The sequence below is a fragment of the Streptomyces sp. NPDC051133 genome (assembly GCF_040682635.1).
Classification (GTDB): domain Bacteria; phylum Actinomycetota; class Actinomycetes; order Streptomycetales; family Streptomycetaceae; genus Streptomyces.
The window spans coordinates 98,460-117,214 of the sequence record NZ_JBFBBK010000005.1; the positions used below are offsets into that span (position 1 = coordinate 98,460).

The following is an 18,755-nucleotide window of genomic DNA, read 5'->3' on the forward strand; positions in this document are numbered from 1 at the left end:
GGTCCGAGGACCTAGAAGGGGGGCTCGTCCGAGTAGCCGCCACCGCCGCCGGAGCCACCGCCCCAGCCGCCGCCACCCTGGTTGCCACCGGCGGGAGCGCCGGTCGCCCACGGGTCGTCGGCCGGAGCGCCGCCGCCCTGCTGGCCGCCACCGGGGCCTCCGCCCCAGCCGCCGCCCTGCTGGCCGCCACCGCCACCGCCGCCGTAACCACCCTGGCCACCGCGAGCGCCACCGGCGGTCTTGGTGACCTTGGCCGTGGCGTTACGCAGGCTGGGGCCGACTTCCTCGACATCCAGCTCGTAGACCGTGCGCTTGACGCCCTCACGGTCCTCGTAGGACCGCTGCTTCAGCCGGCCCTGCACGATGACGCGCATGCCTCGCTGGAGCGACTCGGCGACGTTCTCCGCCGCCTGACGCCAGACCGAGCAGGTCAGGAAGAGGCTCTCGCCGTCCTTCCACTCGTTCGTCTGGCGGTCGAAGGTGCGGGGAGTGGACGCGACACGGAACTTCGCGACCGCCGCACCGGACGGGGTGAAGCGCAGCTCGGGGTCATCGACAAGATTGCCGATGACCGTGATGACGGTCTCGCCTGCCATGGGGAACCTCTCGGCGGGTTTGCTGCTCTGGCTGCTTGCTTGCTACTCGAATCCCGAGATCAGCTGAGCTGGGAGGCTCAGTGGGTCTCGGGGCGGAGGACCTTGGTCCGGAGGACCGACTCGTTCAGGTTCATCTGGCGGTCGAGCTCCTTGACGACCGCAGGCTCGGCCTGCAGGTCGATGACCGAGTAGATGCCCTCGGGCTTCTTCTTGATCTCGTAGGCGAGACGACGACGGCCCCAGGTGTCGACCTTCTCAACCTTGCCGCCACCGTCACGGACGACGGACAGGAAGTTCTCGATCAGCGGGGAGACAGCACGCTCCTCGAGATCGGGGTCGAGGATGACCATCACCTCGTAGTGACGCATGTGGAACCCACCTCCTTCGGACTCAGCGGCCACGGTCGTTCCGTGGCAGGAGGGTTGTGATGCGTACGCAACGGTATCGGCTGCCACTGACAATCGAGGGTCCGCGGGAGATCCCGCAGTGTGACCCGTCCAGGTCTGGGCAGACACCGGTGCAGACGGTACAGACTACCCGCACACCTGCTTCCGGTTGAAATCCGGCGGTGGAGGCCGTCAGTCTGTACACATCGGGTGTGTATGGCGCTACAGTGCGCCGCGATCCGCAGGAGGTGCCTCATGGCACAGCAGGCATTGCGACCCAACACCGCCGGATCCCTCTTCGCCACGGACGGCAAGCCCCATCCGCTCCAGGACACCCTGATGGCCGTGACACTGGTCCTGGGCGTACTGGCATTCATCACCGGCTTCTTCCCCGGCCTCCACCTGCTCGCTTCCTGGGCCGGGGTGATCGGACTCGTCGTCGGGGCGTACGGACAGTGGATCTCGGTGACCACGCGTGAGCGGTTCGGTCTGATCGTGGGTCTCGGCGCCTCCGGTGTCGGCTTCATGCTCGGCATGGCCAACGGCGGACTGTTCGGCGGACTCATCGGCTGATCCACCCGCCCCCCAGATCGTCCCTGTTGACCCCATACAGTGCCCGGCGGCCCATGAGCGGGGGCCGGGTGCCCGTACGCCCCAGTCGGGGCGCTCGCAAGGCGCAGTAGGCTTCGGCGCGAGAGCCGGAGCCCCTGAACCCATGGGGACACACCAGCCCGAGGAGCGCCCCGAATGAGCCTGACCCTGAGGACCATCAGTCGCGAGCAGCATCTGGCCTACATCCAGAGCCTGCCGTCGGCGAGCCACATGCAGGTCCCGGCCTGGGCCGATGTGAAGGCGGAGTGGCGCTCGGAGAGCCTCGGCTGGTTCGACAAGAGCGGCCAGCTGGTCGGTGCGGGCCTGGTCCTCTACCGCCAGCTGCCCAAGATCAAGCGCTACCTCGCCTACCTCCCCGAGGGCCCGGTCATCAACTGGTACGCGCCGAACCTGGACGACTGGATCCAGCCGATGCTGGCGCACCTGAAGCAGCAGGGCGCCTTCTCCGTGAAGATGGGCCCGCCGGTGATCATCCGGCGCTGGAACGCCGAGACCATCAAGAAGGGCATCCAGGACCAGGACGTCAAGCGCCTGCGCGACCTGGAGGCCGACTACATCGAGCCGCGCGCCTTCGAGGTGGCGGACAAGCTGCGCCGCATGGGCTGGCAGCAGGGCGAGGACGGCGGCGCCGGCTTCGGTGACGTGCAGCCGCGCTACGTCTACCAGGTGCCGCTGGCCAACCGCTCCCTGGAAGAGGTCCACAAGAACTTCAACCAGCTGTGGCGCCGCAACATCAAGAAGGCCGAGAAGGCAGGCGTCGAGGTCGTCCAGGGCGGCTACCAGGACCTGGCCGAATGGCAGCGGCTGTACGAGATCACGGCTGTCCGCGACCACTTCCGGCCCCGCCCGCTGTCGTACTTCCAGCGCATGTGGACGGCCCTCAACACCGAGGACCCCAACCGCATGCGGCTGTACTTCGCCCGGCACAACGGCGTGAACCTGTCCGCGGCGACGATGCTGATCGTCGGCGGCCACGTCTGGTACTCCTACGGCGCCTCCGACAACATCGGCCGCGAGGTCAGGCCCTCGAACGCGATGCAGTGGCGGATGCTGCGCGACGCCTACGCGCTCGGCGCCACCGTCTACGACCTGCGCGGCATCTCGGACTCGCTGGACGAGACGGATCACCTGTTCGGCCTGATCCAGTTCAAGGTCGGCACCGGCGGGCAGGCCGCCGAGTACCTCGGCGAGTGGGACTTCCCGCTGAACAAGCTGCTCCACAAGGCGCTCGACATCTACATGTCGCGCCGCTGAGCCGCGGGCGTCTGATTCGATAGCCTTCGACGCTTTCACACCTCTGATACACCGCAGCTGATACACCGAAGCCACCAGAAAGGTTCCAGGTCCGGCCATGGCGCTCACGCTCTACGTCGACACCGCGCGCTGGCGGGCGCACCACAAGCACGTGCAGGAGCAGTTCCCGGGCCTCGTCCCGGTCTGCAAGGGCAACGGCTACGGCTTCGGGCACGAACGGCTGGCGGAGGAGGCCACGCGGCTCGGTGCCGACCTGCTCGCCGTCGGCACCACGTACGAGGCCGCGCGCACCAAGGACTACTTCAGCGGTGACCTGCTGGTGCTGACGCCGTACCGGCGCGGCGAGGAGCCCGTACCGCTGCCCGACCGGGTGGTGCGCTCGGTGTCGTCGATCGACGGCGTGTACGGCCTCGTCGGCGCCCGCGTCGTCATCGAGGTGATGTCCTCGATGAAGCGGCACGGCATCAGCGAGCAGGACCTGCCGCAGCTGCACCAGGCCATAGAGAACGTCCGGCTGGAGGGCTTCGCCATCCACCTGCCGCTGGACCGCACGGACGGCTCGGACGCCGTCGAGGAGGTCATCGGCTGGATGGACCGGCTGCGGGCGGCCCGGCTCCCGCTGCACACGATGTTCGTCAGCCACCTCAAGGCCGACGAACTCGCCCGCCTCCAGCAGCAGTTCCCGCAGACCCGGTTCCGTGCCCGCATCGGCACCCGGCTGTGGCTGGGGGACCACGATGCCACCGAGTACCGCGGTGCCGTCCTGGACGTCACGCGGGTGTCGAAGGGCGACCGGTTCGGCTACCGGCAGCAGAAGGCGGCCTCCGACGGCTACCTGGTCGTCGTCGCGGGCGGCACGTCGCACGGCGTGGGCCTGGAGGCCCCGAAGGCCCTGCACGGCGTCATGCCGCGCGCCAAGGGCGTAGCCCGGGCCGGCCTCGCCACGGTCAACCGGAACCTTTCTCCGTTCGTCTGGGGCGGCAAGCAGCGCTGGTTCGCCGAGCCCCCGCACATGCAGGTGTCGATCCTGTTCGTCCCCTCGGACGCACCGGAGCCGAAGGTCGGTGACGAGCTGGTGGCCCATCTGCGGCACACCACCACCCAGTTCGACCGGATCATGGACCGGTAGGCAGGGTTCACACGGGAACAGTCCCTCGGAACAGCGGAAAGGCCGTACACGCATCGCGCGTGTACGGCCTTTCCTCATGCCCCTGCCGGGGTCATTCGCTCAGAGCGAACGCTCCTCGTGGGACATCAGCTCGGGTCGGCCCCAGTCCACCTGAGGGCCTTCGAAGTGGGAGGCATGCCGCGGCGGATGGGCCGCCGCACCCAGTACGAAGACGTCCTCCGCCCCGTTCAGCACCCCGCCCGACGGATCGTCGTCACCGGAGCGCCGCACCACGTCGCGGTCCGGCATGAGGATGTCCCGTACGACGACTGCGCACAGGTAGAGCGTGCCCAGCAGATGCAGCACGACCGTCCAGTGGTAGCCGTGCGTCGGCAGGCCCTTGTGGGCGTCTCCGCTGGTCGTGTAGGCGAGGTACATCCAGATCCCCAGGAAGTACGCCACCTCGCACGCCTGCCAGATCAGGAAGTCCCGCCACTTGGGCCGGGCGAGCACCGCCAGCGGCACCAGCCACAGGACGTACTGCGGTGAGTAGACCTTGTTGGTGAGGATGAAGGCCGCGACCATCAGGAAGGCCAGCTGGGCGAAGCGCGGCCGGCGCGGTGCGGTGAACGTGAGCGCGGCGATGGCGACGAAGCTCAGCAGCACCAGAACCGAGGCGGCGGCGTTCACGAAGCCGGTGGTGGGCGGGTTGCTGGAGTTCTGCGCCCAGATCAGCCAGAAGGATCCGAAGTCGACGCCGCGCTCCTGGCTGAACGTGTAGAACTTCGCCCAGCCCTCTCGGATGTGGAAGCCGGTCGCGTCGTGGGCGATCATCACCGGCAGGTTCACCACGAGCCACGCGCCCACCGCGCCACCGACGGCCTGGAAGAACTCCCGCCATTTGCCGGCCCGCCAGCACAGCAGGAGAAGCGGCCCGAGCAGGAAGACGGGATAGAGCTTGGCGGCCGTGGCCAGCCCCAGCAGGACGCCGAAGGCGAGGGCCCGGCCACGCGACCACATCAGCATCGCGGCGGCGGTGAGGGCCACCGCGAAGAGGTCCCAGTTGATGGTCGCGGTGAGCGCGAAGGCGGGCGCCAGCGCCACCAGCAGGCCGTCCCAGGGCCGCCGGCGCTGTGTCCGGGCCACGCAGACGGCGATGACGGTCGCGCACACCATGAGCATGGCGGCGTTGACGAACCAGTACCACTGCTCCTGGTGCTGCATGGTGCCGCTGTGCGGGGTCAGCCAGGAGGCCACCTCCATGAAGACGCCGGTCAGAACCGGGTATTCGAGGTAGCCCATGCCGCCGGACAGGTCGTCCGGGAGCTTGTCGAAGTACGGCACGAGATGGTCGGCGAACCCGCGCCCTTGATAGAGGTGCGGAATGTCCGAATAGCAGGCCTTCGTGTACTGGCTGCTCGCACCGAAGAACCAGGCGCTGTGGTAGCAGGGCGCCTTCTGGACCATCCCGAGGGCGAACATGCCGATCGCCACGAGCGCGACCACCCGTACGGGGGTCCACCAGGACATTCCGAGCAGGGCGCGCCGCCCGAGGGGGCCGCCGATCAGCTCACTGCCGGCCGCGGCGATCTCGTCCTCGCGAGTCGGCCGCACCGGTTCTGCCGCGGCGGGCCGCACGGGCTCGGGCTCGTGCCTGCTCGCGGGCGTCATCTCTGCACTGGGCATGGGCCACATCCTGCCGTACCTGTCTAGGAAAACGCCGAGGGCCGCCGCACCTCGAGGGTGCGGCGGCCCATGTTTCACGTGAAACACCCTTGGCGGGCGATATGGTCGCCAACCGGTCAGGCGTTCCGTCTAGCCCGTCTGACCACCGAAGAAGCCTCCTCCTCCGTTGCCGTTGCCCCGGGTGGTCCCTCCGGTCCCGGTCGTATCCGTGACAGTGGGTGTCGGGGTGGTGCCTCCGTCGGCGCCACCCGTGTTCGTGCCGCCGGTGGTGTCGCACTTCCAGCCCCAGTTGTTGCAGGTCTGGCTCGGCGTCGGCGTGGGCGACGGGGACGTCTGGCTGGGTGACGGGGTCGGGGACGGACTCTGCGTCTGGCTCTGGGTGACCGAGGGAGTCGGCGTCGGAGTCGGGGCGTTGAGCACCTCACCAATGGGCTCCGGCGTCGGGAACGTCATCACCGGAGCGCCCTTCAGCGCTGCGGCCATGTAGTCGTGCCAGATCTCCGCCGGGAACGAGGCACCGTGGATCTTCTCCTGGCCGCCCGTTCCGTACATCTCCAGGAACGTCCGCTTCTTGTTGCTCGCATCGTCGTCGAGGCGGAACATGCTGATCGCGGTGGACAGCTGGGGCGTGTAGCCGACGAACCAGGCGGACTTGTTGCCGTCCGTGGTACCGGTCTTACCGGCCACCTCGCGACCGGGGAGCTGGGCGTTGGTACCCGTACCCTTCTCGACCACCGTCCTCAGGACGTCGGTGACGTTGTCCGCCACCTTCGCCTCGAAGGCGTCCTTGGGCTGCGCCTCGTGCTTGAAGACCTCCCCGTCCTTGCTCTCGACCTTCTCGACCGAGTACGGGTCGTTCTGCTTGCCGCTGGCGGCGAAGGTGGCGTAGGAACCGGCCATGCGGATCGCGCTCGGGTCGGAGGTGCCGATCGAGAACGACGGGTAGTTGGCGCTGGCGAGGCTGCTCTTGAGGAGGCCCGCGTCCAGCGCCGTCTCCTTGACCTTGTCCAGGCCGACGTCCATGCCCAGCTGGACGTACGCGGAGTTGACCGAGTACTGCATGGCCTCACGCAGGTCGATCTTGTAGGTCGGCGGGTTGACCGACTCGTTTCCGTCGTTGGTCTGGAGCCACTCCTTGCCGTCCTTGTCCGTCCAGACGGAGCGGTCGTAGTTCTTGATCTTCAGCTTGTTCTGTCCGCTGTAGAAGCTCTTGGGGGAGACCGGCGTGCGCTCGTCCTGGGCCTGCTCCGGCCCCAGGTCCGGGTTGCGCACGCCCCACTTCATGGCCGCCGCCAGGACGAACGGCTTGAACGTCGAACCCACCTGGGCACCGGTGGCGTCGGCGTTGTCGGTGAAGTGCTTGGTCGCGTCCTCACCGCCGTAGATGGCCTTGATGGCTCCGGTCGCCGGGTCCACCGAGGCGCCACCGAACTGGACGTGGGTGTCGGTCTTCGGACGCTGCTTGGGCTTGATGTTCGCCTTCTGGACGTTCGTGACCGCGGCCTCGAGCGCCTTGACCTTCTTCTTGTCGAAGGTCGTGTGAATCCGGTACCCGCCCTGCTGCAGCTTGTCCGCGGTGACGTGGGTCTTGTCGCTGTTGTTGACCAGGTAGGACTTCGCGAGGTCGACCAGGTAACCGATCTGGCCGCTGAGCCGGCTGTTGGACCTCGGGTTCTGCACGTTCGGAAGCGTCTTGTAGCGGGCCCGCTCGGCAGGGTCGAGATGGCCGTACTTGACCATCTTGTCGAGAGTGTCCTGCATCTGCGCCAGGGCACGCTTCTTGTTGTTGTCGGGCGTGGCGGCGGGGTCGAGCGAGGTCGCGCCCGCCGGGTCGTAGTACGTGGCGCCCTTCAGCATTGCCGCCAGGAAGGCGCACTGGCCCGGGTCCAGGTCCTTGGCGTCCTTGTTGAAGTAGGCGCGGGAGGCCGCCTGAAGACCGTAGGCCCCACGGCCGAAGTAGGCCGAGTTGAGGTACCCGGCCATGATCGTTTCCTTCTTCTGCGTGGCGCCCACCTTGATCGCGACGAAGATCTCCTTGAACTTGCGGGAGATCGTCTGCGACTGGTCGTCCAGCATGGCGTTCTTGACGTACTGCTGGGTGATCGTCGAACCACCCTGGGTCTGACCGCCACGGGCCATGTTGAAGACGGCGCGCGCGATGCCGTTCGGGTCCACGCCGCTGTCGGTCTCGAAGGTCTTGTTCTCCTGGGAGATGACGGCGTAGCGCATCTCCTTGGGGATGTCGGCGTAATTGATGATCTGGCGGTTGACCTCACCGCCGGTGGCGACCATCACCGAACCGTCGGACCAGTAGTAGACGTTGTTCTGCGCCTGGGCGGTCTTCGCCACGTCGGGCACGCTCACCATCGCGTACCCGATGCCCGCCACGGCCACCAGGCTTCCGATGAAGCCGATGAACATGCCGGACACGAGCTTCCAGGAGGGGACCCAGCGCCGCCACCCGTATTTCTCGGACCGGGGGTAGTCGATGATCCGCTTCTTGCCGGGCGCCGCCGTGGCGCGGCCCCTGCCGCGTCCGGGACCGGCCGGTCCGCCCGGGCCACCGCGTCGGCCGCCCGGACCTGTGTTGTCGGCCGCCTTGCGGCGGCTGCCTCTCTGCGCTGCCCGGCGGGCCTCGGCTCGGCTGCCGTAGGCACGCTCTTCACCTCCCGAGCCGGCAGAGCCCGTCCCATAGGAACTGGACCCATAGGAGTCGGCAGGAGACCCGGTGGCGCCTCGCGGTGCCGCACGGCGGCCGGGGGACGAACCGGGCTGGCCGCGTCGGGCCGCGGCACGTCCGCCTCCCTGCGGCTGCGGCGGTTTGCGACGGTGCTCGCTCATCGAACGATTACTCCTCGGGCAGGCGCACCCTTGCGCGCCTGGAACGGCGGCTGATTTCCGGTCCCCCCGGAATACGGATGTGGTCGGTCCTGCATTCACCCGTACTGCACCGGGGACGACGACGCTCCCCGGGCGCCACTTGGTTCCCGGTGCTGTGCATGCCGCACAGACTACGCACCGCCAAAACCACCCGATCCCTAAAGTTCACCCCAAAACAGGCAACTTGCATCGTATGAATCGGTGATGTGATCCCGTTCACCGCCGTCCCCCTTGTCGCTCGCGGACGGCCGTTCTATCGTCGTGATGTATCGAGTCGATACATCAGCGCGAGATAAAGACGCTGAGGAGCACTGCGAGACCTGCGGGACCGACCCGCGGGCCGAGAGGAGGCGACCATGAGCCGGCGTTCCGGCATCCTTGAGTTCGCCGTGCTCGGCCTGCTGCGTGAGTCCCCGATGCACGGGTACGAGCTGCGCAAACGACTCAACACGTCTCTGGGTGTGTTCCGTGCGTTCAGCTACGGGACGCTGTATCCCTGCCTCAAGACGCTGGTCACCAACGGCTGGTTGATCGAGGAACCCGGAAGCACCCATGAGGACGCGCTCGCCGCTCCCCTCGCCGGCCGCCGCGCCAAGATCGTCTACCGGTTGACGGCGGAGGGCAAGGAGCACTTCGAGGAGCTGCTCTCACAGACCGGCCCCGACGCGTACGAGGACGAACACTTCGCCGCACGGTTCGCCTTCTTCGGGCAGACGTCGCGCGATGTGCGCATGCGCGTGCTGGAAGGCCGGCGCAGCCGCCTCGAGGAGCGCCTGGAGAAGATGCGCGCCTCACTGACGCGTACGCGCGAGCGCCTCGACGACTACACACTCGAGCTCCAGCGCCACGGGATGGAGTCCGTGGAGCGCGAAGTGCGCTGGCTGAACGAGCTCATCGAGAGCGAGCGGGCCGGGCGGGACCTGAGGGGTTCCGCGTCCGGGGGGTCCGCTCAGCAGGACAACACCAATGGATCGACGGGCGGCCTGCCCCGTCCCGGGGAAACCCCCCGGACGGATACGCCCGGCGACACCGCCACGTGAGTCCCACTCAGGGCCTCACTCGTACACACAGGGAGCAACCGGAATGGGTTCGGTTCGCGTAGCCATCGTCGGCGTGGGCAACTGCGCCGCGTCGCTGGTGCAGGGAGTCGAGTACTACAAGGACGCCGACCCGGCGTCGAAGGTCCCCGGCCTGATGCACGTGCAGTTCGGTGACTACCACGTGCGTGACGTCGAGTTCGTCGCCGCGTTCGACGTGGACGCCAAGAAGGTCGGCCTCGACCTCGCGGACGCGATCGGTGCCTCCGAGAACAACACCATCAAGATCTGCGACGTGCCCTCCACCGGTGTCACCGTGCAGCGCGGCCACACTCTCGACGGTCTCGGCAAGTACTACCGCCAGACCATCGAGGAGTCCGACGCCGAGCCGGTCGACGTCGTGCAGATCCTGAAGGACAAGCAGGTCGACGTCCTGGTCTGCTACCTGCCCGTGGGCTCCGAGGACGCGGCGAAGTTCTACGCCCAGTGCGCCATCGACGCCAAGGTCGCGTTCGTCAACGCCCTCCCGGTCTTCATCGCCGGCACCAAGGAGTGGGCGGACAAGTTCACCGAGGCGGGCGTCCCGATCGTCGGTGACGACATCAAGTCCCAGGTCGGCGCCACCATCACGCACCGCGTGATGGCGAAGCTGTTCGAGGACCGGGGTGTCATCCTGGACCGCACGATGCAGCTGAACGTCGGCGGCAACATGGACTTCAAGAACATGCTCGAGCGCGAGCGCCTGGAGTCCAAGAAGATCTCCAAGACGCAGGCCGTCACCTCCCAGATCCCCGACCGGGACCTCGGCGAGAAGAACGTCCACATCGGCCCGTCCGACTACGTGGCCTGGCTGGACGACCGCAAGTGGGCCTACGTCCGCCTCGAGGGCCGTGCCTTCGGTGACGTTCCGCTGAACCTCGAGTACAAGCTCGAGGTCTGGGACTCCCCGAACTCCGCGGGTGTCATCATCGACGCCCTGCGCGCCGCGAAGATCGCCAAGGACCGCGGCATCGGTGGCCCGATCCTGTCGGCGTCCTCGTACTTCATGAAGTCCCCGCCGGTCCAGTACTTCGACGACGAGGCCCGCGAGAACGTCGAGAAGTTCATCCGCGGCGAGGTCGAGCGCTAACTCGCCCTCACCCGGTGGTCCGAGCGGCCACCGCTCGCACCAGAACGCTCCTGCCAGGGCTGTGAAGGTCCCCGGGTTCCATGACCCGGGGACCTTCCGCATGTGTGAGGCTGTGCCTCATGCCCGTCGTCCGTGACCTGCGCGTCCTGCTACGTCTGCGGTATTTCCGACGCCTGCTGTACATCCGCCTGCTGTCCCAGGGTGCCGACGGGGTCTACCAGGTCGCGCTCGCCGCGTACGTCGTCTTCTCCCCGGAGAAGCAGACCTCGGCCGCCGCGATCGCCTCGGCGATGGCCGTCCTGCTGCTTCCCTACTCACTGGCGGGTCCCTTCGCGGGCGTGCTGCTGGACCGCTGGCGGCGTCGGCAGGTCTTCGTCTACGGCAATCTGCTGCGCGCCCTGCTGGCGGCGGCCACCGCCGTGCTCATGGTCAGCCAGGTACCGGACTGGCTGTTCTACGTCTCCGCGCTGTGCGTCACGGCCGTCAACCGCTTCATCCTCGCCGGGCTCTCCGCCGCCCTGCCCCGGGTCGTCGACACCGAGCGCCTGGTGCTGGCCAACTCGCTCTCACCGACGGCGGGGACGCTCGCCGCCACCGCCGGCGGCGGCCTGGCCTTCGCCGTCCGGCTTGTGGCGTCGGGTTCCGATGCCGCGGTGGTGCTGCTGGGCGCCTTCCTCTACCTGTGTGCGGGCCTCACATCCCTGAGCCTGGCTCCCGCACTCCTCGGCCCCGACCGGCGTCCGGCCCAGCCGCATCTGCGGAGGGCGCTCTCCGCCACCGCTCGCGACCTCGTCGCAGCGGTCCGGCATCTCGCCGCTCCCTCACGCAGGGAGGCGGCCTGGGCCCTGGCCTCCATGACGCTGATGCGCTTCTGCTACGGGGCGCTTCTCGTCATGCTGCTCATGCTGTGCCGGTACGCGCTGTCGACCAGCCCGGACGACGGACTGCGGCTGCTGGGTCTGGCGCTGGCCGTGTCCGGGGCGGGCTTCTTCGCAGCGGCCGTGGTGACCCCCTGGGCGGCCGGCCGGCTCGGTCCCGGCCGCTGGATCGCGGTGTGCGCCGGGGCCGCCGCTCTGCTGGAGCCCGCTCTCGGTCTGCCGTTCGCCACCGTCCCGCTGCTGACCGCGGCCTTCCTGCTGGGCCTGATCACCCAGGGCGCCAAGATCTCCACCGACACGGTCGTGCAGGCGTCCGTCGACGACGGCTTTCGCGGCCGGATCTTCTCCCTGTACGACGTCCTCTTCAATGTCGCCTTCGTGAGCGCTGCCGCGGTGGCCGCGCTGATGCTCCCGCCGGACGGCCGCTCAGTGGTGCTCGTCGTTCTCGTCGCCTTGATCTACGCCGCGGTCGCCGTGGCCATGGTGCGCATCGAACGACAGTGAGGACACGAAAAGGGCGATGTTTCACGTGAAACATCGCCCTTCGTGGTGTCCGGAGGGTCATGTTTCACGTGAAACACGACCCTGCCGCCAGGATCAGTCCTGTTCGGTCCACCACTCCTTGAGCGCGGCCACCGCGGCGTCGTGCTCCATCGGCCCGTGTTCCAGCCGCAGCTCCAGCATGTGCTTGTACGCCTTGCCGATCACCGGGCCAGGGCCGACGCCCAGGATCTCCATGATCTGGTTGCCGTCGAGGTCCGGGCGGATCGAGTCCAGCTCCTCCTGCTCCTGCAGCTGGGCGATGCGCTCCTCCAGACCGTCGTAGGCCCGGGACAGCGCGGCCGCCTTCCGCTTGTTGCGGGTGGTGCAGTCGGAGCGGGTCAGCTTGTGCAGACGGTCCAGCAGGGGCCCGGCGTCACGGACGTAACGGCGGACCGCCGAGTCGGTCCACTCACCGGTGCCGTAGCCGTGGAAGCGCAGGTGAAGTTCGACCAGCCGTGCGACGTCCTTCACCAGCTCGTTGGAGTACTTCAAGGCCGTCATGCGCTTCTTCGTCATCTTGGCGCCGACGACCTCGTGGTGGTGGAACGAGACCCGGCCGTCCTTCTCGAAGCGGCGCGTGCGCGGCTTGCCGATGTCATGCAGCAGCGCAGCCAGGCGCAGGGTGAGGTCGGGGCCGTTCTGCTCCAGCGCGATCGCCTGCTCGAGGACGATCAGCGTGTGCTCGTAGACGTCCTTGTGGCGGTGGTGTTCGTCACTCTCCAGCCGCAGCGCCGGCAGCTCGGGCAGCACATGGGCGGCGAGGCCGGTCTCCGCGAGGAGGGTGAGGCCCTTGCGCGGGTGTGTGGAGAGGACCAGCTTGTTCAGTTCGTCCCTGACTCGCTCGGCGGAGACGATCTCGATCCGCCCGGCCATGTCCGTCATGGCGGCGACGACCTCGGGGGCCACCTCGAAGTCGAGCTGAGCGGCGAAGCGGGCGGCCCGCATCATCCGCAGCGGGTCGTCCGAGAACGACTCCTCGGGCGTGCCCGGCGTACGCAGCACGCGTGCCGCGAGGTCCTCCAGGCCGCCGTGCGGGTCGATGAACTCCTTCTGCGGCAGGGCCACGGCCATCGCGTTCACCGTGAAGTCGCGGCGGACCAGGTCCTCCTCGATCGAGTCGCCGTACGACACCTCGGGCTTGCGCGAGGTGCGGTCGTACGCCTCCGACCGGTAGGTGGTGATCTCGATCTGGTAGCCGTCCTTGTGCGCGCCGACGGTGCCGAAGGCGATCCCCACCTCCCAGACGGCATCCGCCCAGGGCCGGACGATCTTCAGTACGTCCTCGGGGCGGGCGTCCGTGGTGAAGTCCAGGTCGTTGCCGAGCCGGCCGAGCAGCGCGTCGCGGACCGATCCGCCGACCAGGGCGAGTGAGAACCCGGCCTCCTGGAATCGGCGGGCGAGGTCGTCGGCGACCGGGGCCACCCGCAGCAGCTCGGTGACCGCGCGCTGCTGCGCCTGGCTCAGGGCAGAGGGAGTGTCTTCGTTCGGGTTCGGCACAACAGAAGAGGGTACGTGCCCCGGCGGCCGAGGGGCGCGCCGATTGAGGTCCAGGCCGAGCCGGGGACGCCGCCTTCGGCGGGGCCGGGGACAGCTTCCGGCATACCCGCGCAACCGCTGCTCTTGCGGCGTACGGCTGCTCTCCCCTCGATACTGGATATAGAGGACGGGCCGCCGCCGCTCTTCGATCTTGTGATGGAGACCGCGGCACTTCCTCTCCGCGCGCATCGTTACCATGCGTGGACGCACATTCCGACGACCACTGAGACGACGAGGGACGGGCGAGCGCGTGGCCGAGGCGGCTGACTTCCAGGGGACCAGTGCCTCACCTGCCCGCCGGTGGCTGCGGCGCACCGGAGCGGTGCTCGCCGCGGCGCCCCTGCTGGCGGGTCTGCTGCAGCTGCCCGGCGCGAGCCCCGCCCAGGCTGCCTCCTCGGACTCGGTGGCCGTGGCGCTGGACTCGCTGACCCCCAGTGCCCCGACGGACGGCGACACCCTGACCGTGTCGGGCACGGTGACCAACAACGGCAAGCAGACCGTCACCGGCGCCCACGTGGATCTGCGGGTCGGGCCGATGCTGAACACCCGCTCGGCCATCGATGCCATCGCACAGCACTCCGACGATCCGCAGGGCGGCACGGGCTCCGAGGTCGGCGGCAAGTACGTGGAGAAGTTCGCCAAGCTGTCCCCCGGCGTGGCGCAGCACTTCAGCATCTCCGTCCCGGTGGACAAGCTGGACCTCGGCGGGGACGGCGTCTACGCCTTCGGGGTCTCCGCCTCCGGCCAGACGGCCTCCCAGCCCTGGGACCAGATGCTCGGCATCCAGCGGACGTTCCTGCCGTGGCAGCCGTCCGATGCCGACACCAAGACCAAGACGACCTTCCTGTGGCCGCTGATCTCCACGGTCCACATGACCGCCAAGACCGGCGCCGGTGAGCACCAGACACCGGTGTTCCTCGACGACGACCTGGCCAAGGAGCTCGCGCCGGGCGGCCGGCTGGCCCAGATGGTGAGCCTCGGCAAGGACCTGGACGTCACCTGGGTGATCGATCCGGACCTGCTGGCCTCCGTGGACGCGATGGCGACCGGGAACTACCGGCTGCCGGGCGACAACGGCACCACCACGCCGGGCCCCCGGGATCACCAGGCGGTCGCCAAGCAGTGGCTGGCGAGCCTGCAGAAGGCGGTGGCGGGCAAGGAGGTCGTTGCCCTGCCCTTCGCCGACCCCGACCTGGCCTCGCTCGCACACAACGGCACCAGCGTCGCCGGCTCGCTCAGCCATCTCAAGGACGCCACCGACGTCGCCGCCACGACCGTCAAGACCGTGCTCCAGGTCACGCCCAGCACCGACTTCGCCTGGCCCGTGAACGGCGCCGTGGACCCGTCGATCATGAAGGTCGCGACCTCCGCCGGAGCCGACCGGGTGATCGCCCGCAGCGACAGCCTCCAGGAGACCGCCGGGCTGCCGTACACGCCCTCCGCCGCCCGCCCGGTCGGCGGTGGCACCACGGCGGTGGTCGCCGACGCGCGGCTGTCCACGGCCTTCGAGGACGATCTGAGCAAGGCGGACTCCGCCACCCGCGCCGTGCAGCAGTTCCTGGCCCAGAGCCTCGAGGTGAACGCGCAGACGGACAAGCAGCGCAGCATCGTCGTCGCCCCGCAGCGCATGCCCAGCGCGAGCCAGGCGCAGGCGATGGCGACGGCCCTGAAGGCGCTCCAGGGCGGCACCTGGGACCAGTCCCAGGACCTCGCCGCGGCGGCCAAGGACAAGCCCGACCCGAACGCCACCACCCGCATTCCGTCGACGTCCTCCTACCCCTCCTCGCTGCGCAGGCAGGAGATGCCGGGCGCTGCCTTCGGGCAGATCGCCCGCACCCAGGAGAAGCTCGACAACTTCCAGGTGATCCTCGCCGACCAGTCCCGGGTCGTCACGCCGTTCGGGCGGGCCATAAACCGTGAGATGTCGACGTCGTGGCGCGGCCGGAGCGGTGCCGCGGACGGCTTCCGGGGTGGCGTGGAGGCGTGGCTCGACGAGCTGACCGACGAGGTCAAGCTGATCGACAAGTCGGAGACCAAGCTCTCCGGCCGCAGCGCCACGATCCCGGTGACCGTCCAGAACAACCTCGTCCAGCCCGTCGGCCACCTGGTCCTGCGCCTCACCTCGACCATGCCCACCCGGCTGAAGATCGGCGGCAAGGCCTACTCCGAGCAGCGCGTCGAGGTCTCGGGCGGCCACAGCCAGTCCGTGAAGTTCACCACCTCGGCCAATGCCAACGGCCGGGTCGGGCTGATCGCCCAGCTGTACACCGAGGACGGTCAGGAGTACGGCGACCCCGTCAGCTTCGATGTGAAGGTCACCGAGGTCACGCCCACCGTGATGCTGGTCATCGGCGGCGGTGTGCTCCTCCTGGTCCTCGCGGGCTTCCGGATGTACACCCAGCGCAAGCGCGCGGCCGCGCGTCAGGCCGACGAGGACGGTCCCGGCGGCGCGGGGGAGGACACCGACGAGCCCGGGAACCCCGACGCGCCCGCGGACCGTCTCCCGGAGGAACCGGAGGAATCCGGTCCCGCCTCCGGGGCAGGCGACCCGGAGCAGCCGAGTGACCCTGCACCGGACACCGCACCGGAAAACGCCGACCCGTCCGGCACGGGTGAGAGAGTGGACCGTTGAGCGATGTCGTGGCCGGTGGGCCCGGGACGATGAGGTGGGGTAAGCATGAACGCGCCGTACGACGGTGACCGCGGCCAGGGCGCGGCCGGCTCGGGCTACCCCGAGCCGCCGCCCGAGCCCGGCCAGGTGCCGCCGCAGCACGCTGCGGACATGTACCTCCAGGACGCCTACGACCAGGACCCCTACCGGGCTCAGGACCTGACCGCTCAGGACCCGGTCGCCGAGGCGCTCTACGACCGTGCCGCGCACCCCCCGCCGCCTCCGGGTAGCTACGAGCAGCAGCAGCCGCTGTACGGCCAGCCCGCCCAGTCGCCGTACGCCCCCGACCCGCGCGTGTGGGCGCAGACCCCGGCGCCCGAGCCGGACGGCACCGCCCCGTACATGCCGTACGGGGACGACCCCCGCACGACCCGTTTCGTGGGGGTGGACGACCTGGTCACGAACTCCGGCGAGGAGTACCACGAGCCGGACGCCTTCGCGCACCTCTTCAAGGACCAGCAGCAGAGCGGCGGCCACACGCCGATGAACTCCCCGGGCGCACCGTCCGCCGTCCCCGGCATCGGATACGGCCCCGCGGGCGGCCAGTACGCGCCGGTGCAGGGGCAGGGTCCGCAGCAGACCGCCCCGTACGCCGCGGCCTCCTACCCGGCCGCCTCCGGGAACCCCGTGCCGCCCCCGGTGCCCGCACCGGCGGCGGCGCCCGATCCCGCCGGCCCGTCCGGCACCGCGGAGACCGAGGCAGCCGCCGCACCGGCGAAGAAGGGCGGCAAGGCCGCAGGCCTGCTGAAGTCCAGTGCCGTGATGGCGGCGGGCACCATGGTCTCCCGCCTCACCGGTTTCGTCCGCTCCGCACTGATCGTCTCGGCGCTCGGCCTGGGCTTCCTCGGCGACTCCTTCCAGGTCGCCTACCAGCTGCCGACCATGATCTACATCCTCACCGTCGGTGGCGGCCTCAACTCCGTCTTCGTGCCCCAGCTGGTGCGGGCGATGAAGGAGGACGACGACGGCGGCGAGGCCTTCGCCAACCGGCTGCTCACTCTGGTGATGGTGGCCCTGGCCGCGCTCACCGGTCTCGCCATGTTCGCGGCGCCGCTGCTGGTGCGGATGCTGTCCAACCCGGTGGCGACCAACCCGGCGGCCAACGACGTCGCGGTCACCTTCACCCGCTACTTCCTGCCCTCGATCTTCTTCATGGGCGTCCATGTGGTGATGGGTCAGATCCTCAACGCGCGCGGGAAGTTCGGCGCGATGATGTGGACGCCGGTCCTGAACAACATCGTCATCATCGTGACGCTCGGCATGTTCATCTGGGTCTACGGCACCTCGGCCAACTCCCACATGGCGGTCACGAACATCCCGCCGGAGGGCCAGCGCCTGCTCGGCGTCGGCGTGCTGCTCGGTCTGGTCGTCCAGGCGCTGGCGATGATCCCGTACCTGCGCGAGACGGGCTTCCGCATCCGGCTGCGGTTCGACTGGAGGGGCCACGGCCTGGGCAAGGCGGCGATGCTCGCCAAGTGGACGGTCCTGTTCGTCCTCGCCAACCAGGCCGGCGCCATGATCGTCACCCAGCTGTCCACGGCGGCCGGAAAGGATGCCGGCGTCGCCGGCACCGGCTTCGCGGCCTACGCAAACGCCCAGCTGATCTGGGGCCTGCCGCAGGCGATCATCACGGTCTCCCTGATGGCCGCCCTGCTGCCGCGTATCTCGCGCTCGGCCGCCGAGGGCGACGGAGGCGCGGTCCGTGACGACATCTCCCAGGGCCTGCGGACCACCGCCGTCGCCATCGTCCCGATCGCCTTCGGCTTCCTCGCGCTCGGCATCCCGATGTGCACGCTGATCTTCGGCTCCTCGGGCACCGACGAAGCGACCAACATGGGCTACATGCTGATGGCCTTCGGCCTCGGCCTGATCCCGTACTCGGTGCAGTACGTCGTCCTGCGCGCCTTCTACGCCTACGAAGACACTCGCACGCCCTTCTACAACACCGTCATCGTCGCCGCGGTCAACGCGGGCGCCTCGGCGCTCTGCTACTTCCTGCTGCCGGCCCGCTGGGCGGTCGCCGGTATGGCCGCCGCGTACGGCCTCGCCTACGCGATCGGCGTGGGGGTCGCCTGGCGGCGGCTGCGCAAGAGGCTGAACGGTGACCTGGACGGTTCCAGGGTGCTGCGCACGTACGCGCGCCTGTGCATCGCGTCGGTGCCCGCCGCCCTGCTCAGCGGCGCGGCCTGCTACGGCATCGGGCACACGCTCGGCCAGGGCGTCATCGGCTCCTTCGCCGCACTGATCGCCGGCGGTGCCGTCCTGCTCGGTATCTTCTTCGTCGCCGCCCGACGGATGCGCATCGAGGAACTCAACTCGCTCGTGGGTATGGTGCGCGGGCGTCTGGGTCGCTGAGGCGGGGGTAGGCGCACAACCATCGTCGGCAGCTGTGTGTCGTGCATAGCGGCAGACTGTGGGCACAATTGGTTTCGGCGTCGA

At 68.9% G+C, this 18,755-nt stretch carries 13 protein-coding genes; 8 read left to right on the forward strand and 5 right to left on the reverse strand.

What is annotated here, in order from left to right; translation table 11 throughout:
• Positions 1-11: 11 nt before the first annotated feature.
• On the reverse strand, positions 12-596 hold the full coding sequence (locus tag AB0N17_RS08070) for a single-stranded DNA-binding protein (protein ID WP_366010312.1): 585 nt from the start codon (positions 594-596) through the stop codon (positions 12-14).
• 77 nt (positions 597-673) lie between these two features.
• The gene (rpsF, locus tag AB0N17_RS08075) at positions 674-964 is read right to left on the reverse strand and encodes a 30S ribosomal protein S6 (protein ID WP_014673750.1); all 291 of its coding nucleotides are present in this window, start codon (positions 962-964) and stop codon (positions 674-676) included.
• 273 nt (positions 965-1,237) lie between these two features.
• Here rpsF and AB0N17_RS08080 point away from each other — a divergent pair, with 273 nt between their 5' ends.
• The 3 genes from AB0N17_RS08080 to AB0N17_RS08090 all read left to right on the forward strand — a co-directional run bounded on the left by AB0N17_RS08080 (position 1,238) and on the right by AB0N17_RS08090 (position 3,977).
• On the forward strand, positions 1,238-1,555 hold the full coding sequence (locus AB0N17_RS08080) for a hypothetical protein (RefSeq protein ID WP_366010313.1): 318 nt from the start codon (positions 1,238-1,240) through the stop codon (positions 1,553-1,555).
• A gap of 174 nt (positions 1,556-1,729) precedes the next feature.
• Complete coding sequence (locus AB0N17_RS08085) at positions 1,730-2,848, forward strand: peptidoglycan bridge formation glycyltransferase FemA/FemB family protein (RefSeq protein ID WP_366010314.1); 1,119 nt, start codon at positions 1,730-1,732, stop codon at positions 2,846-2,848.
• A gap of 97 nt (positions 2,849-2,945) precedes the next feature.
• Complete coding sequence (locus AB0N17_RS08090) at positions 2,946-3,977, forward strand: alanine racemase (protein WP_366010316.1); 1,032 nt, start codon at positions 2,946-2,948, stop codon at positions 3,975-3,977.
• Positions 3,978-4,076: 99 nt separating this feature from the next.
• Here the strand turns inward: AB0N17_RS08090 and AB0N17_RS08095 are convergent, their stop codons facing one another.
• Together AB0N17_RS08095 and AB0N17_RS08100 are read right to left on the reverse strand one after the other, a co-directional pair.
• On the reverse strand, positions 4,077-5,642 hold the full coding sequence (locus tag AB0N17_RS08095) for a glycosyltransferase 87 family protein (protein ID WP_366010317.1): 1,566 nt from the start codon (positions 5,640-5,642) through the stop codon (positions 4,077-4,079).
• Between the two features lie 129 nt (positions 5,643-5,771).
• A complete protein-coding gene (locus tag AB0N17_RS08100; RefSeq protein ID WP_366010318.1) occupies positions 5,772-8,483 on the reverse strand; it encodes a transglycosylase domain-containing protein in 2,712 nt (903 codons plus the stop codon).
• Positions 8,484-8,878: 395 nt separating this feature from the next.
• On the opposite strand from AB0N17_RS08100, the gene AB0N17_RS08105 reads away from it, so the two are divergent.
• The 3 genes from AB0N17_RS08105 to AB0N17_RS08115 all read left to right on the forward strand — a co-directional run bounded on the left by AB0N17_RS08105 (position 8,879) and on the right by AB0N17_RS08115 (position 12,070).
• On the forward strand, positions 8,879-9,562 hold the full coding sequence (locus tag AB0N17_RS08105; RefSeq protein WP_366010319.1) for a PadR family transcriptional regulator: 684 nt from the start codon (positions 8,879-8,881) through the stop codon (positions 9,560-9,562).
• A 43-nt stretch (positions 9,563-9,605) separates the two neighbouring features.
• Positions 9,606-10,688 carry an inositol-3-phosphate synthase gene (locus tag AB0N17_RS08110; RefSeq protein WP_366010320.1) on the forward strand — a complete coding sequence of 361 codons (1,083 nt, stop codon included), beginning with the start codon at positions 9,606-9,608 and terminating at the stop codon, positions 10,686-10,688.
• 119 nt (positions 10,689-10,807) lie between these two features.
• The gene (locus AB0N17_RS08115) at positions 10,808-12,070 is read left to right on the forward strand and encodes an MFS transporter (protein ID WP_366010321.1); all 1,263 of its coding nucleotides are present in this window, start codon (positions 10,808-10,810) and stop codon (positions 12,068-12,070) included.
• Positions 12,071-12,163: 93 nt separating this feature from the next.
• Here AB0N17_RS08115 and AB0N17_RS08120 read toward each other — a convergent pair whose 3' ends face one another.
• Positions 12,164-13,606, reverse strand: a complete 1,443-nt coding sequence (locus AB0N17_RS08120; protein WP_366010322.1) for a CCA tRNA nucleotidyltransferase — start codon at positions 13,604-13,606, stop codon at positions 12,164-12,166.
• A 289-nt stretch (positions 13,607-13,895) separates the two neighbouring features.
• Here AB0N17_RS08120 and AB0N17_RS08125 point away from each other — a divergent pair, with 289 nt between their 5' ends.
• Entirely contained in the window at positions 13,896-16,277 is a 2,382-nt protein-coding gene (locus tag AB0N17_RS08125; protein ID WP_366010323.1) for a DUF6049 family protein, read from the forward strand.
• 45 nt (positions 16,278-16,322) lie between these two features.
• Positions 16,323-18,671, forward strand: a complete 2,349-nt coding sequence (murJ, locus tag AB0N17_RS08130) for a murein biosynthesis integral membrane protein MurJ (protein WP_366010324.1) — start codon at positions 16,323-16,325, stop codon at positions 18,669-18,671.
• Positions 18,672-18,755 lie beyond the last annotated feature (84 nt).

What these genes read in the sequence shown, in the direction of transcription:
- AB0N17_RS08115 (WP_366010321.1), top strand. Translation starts at nt 10,808, where the DNA reads ATGCCCGTCGTCCGTGACCTGCGCGTCCTGCTACGTCTGCGGTATTTC.
- AB0N17_RS08095 (WP_366010317.1), bottom strand. Translation starts at nt 5,642, where the DNA reads ATGCCCAGTGCAGAGATGACGCCCGCGAGCAGGCACGAGCCCGAGCCC.
- murJ (WP_366010324.1), top strand. Translation starts at nt 16,323, where the DNA reads ATGAACGCGCCGTACGACGGTGACCGCGGCCAGGGCGCGGCCGGCTCG.
- AB0N17_RS08070 (WP_366010312.1), bottom strand. Translation starts at nt 596, where the DNA reads ATGGCAGGCGAGACCGTCATCACGGTCATCGGCAATCTTGTCGATGAC.
- rpsF (WP_014673750.1), bottom strand. Translation starts at nt 964, where the DNA reads ATGCGTCACTACGAGGTGATGGTCATCCTCGACCCCGATCTCGAGGAG.
- AB0N17_RS08085 (WP_366010314.1), top strand. Translation starts at nt 1,730, where the DNA reads ATGAGCCTGACCCTGAGGACCATCAGTCGCGAGCAGCATCTGGCCTAC.
- AB0N17_RS08090 (WP_366010316.1), top strand. Translation starts at nt 2,946, where the DNA reads ATGGCGCTCACGCTCTACGTCGACACCGCGCGCTGGCGGGCGCACCAC.
- AB0N17_RS08100 (WP_366010318.1), bottom strand. Translation starts at nt 8,483, where the DNA reads ATGAGCGAGCACCGTCGCAAACCGCCGCAGCCGCAGGGAGGCGGACGT.
- AB0N17_RS08105 (WP_366010319.1), top strand. Translation starts at nt 8,879, where the DNA reads ATGAGCCGGCGTTCCGGCATCCTTGAGTTCGCCGTGCTCGGCCTGCTG.
- AB0N17_RS08110 (WP_366010320.1), top strand. Translation starts at nt 9,606, where the DNA reads ATGGGTTCGGTTCGCGTAGCCATCGTCGGCGTGGGCAACTGCGCCGCG.
- AB0N17_RS08080 (WP_366010313.1), top strand. Translation starts at nt 1,238, where the DNA reads ATGGCACAGCAGGCATTGCGACCCAACACCGCCGGATCCCTCTTCGCC.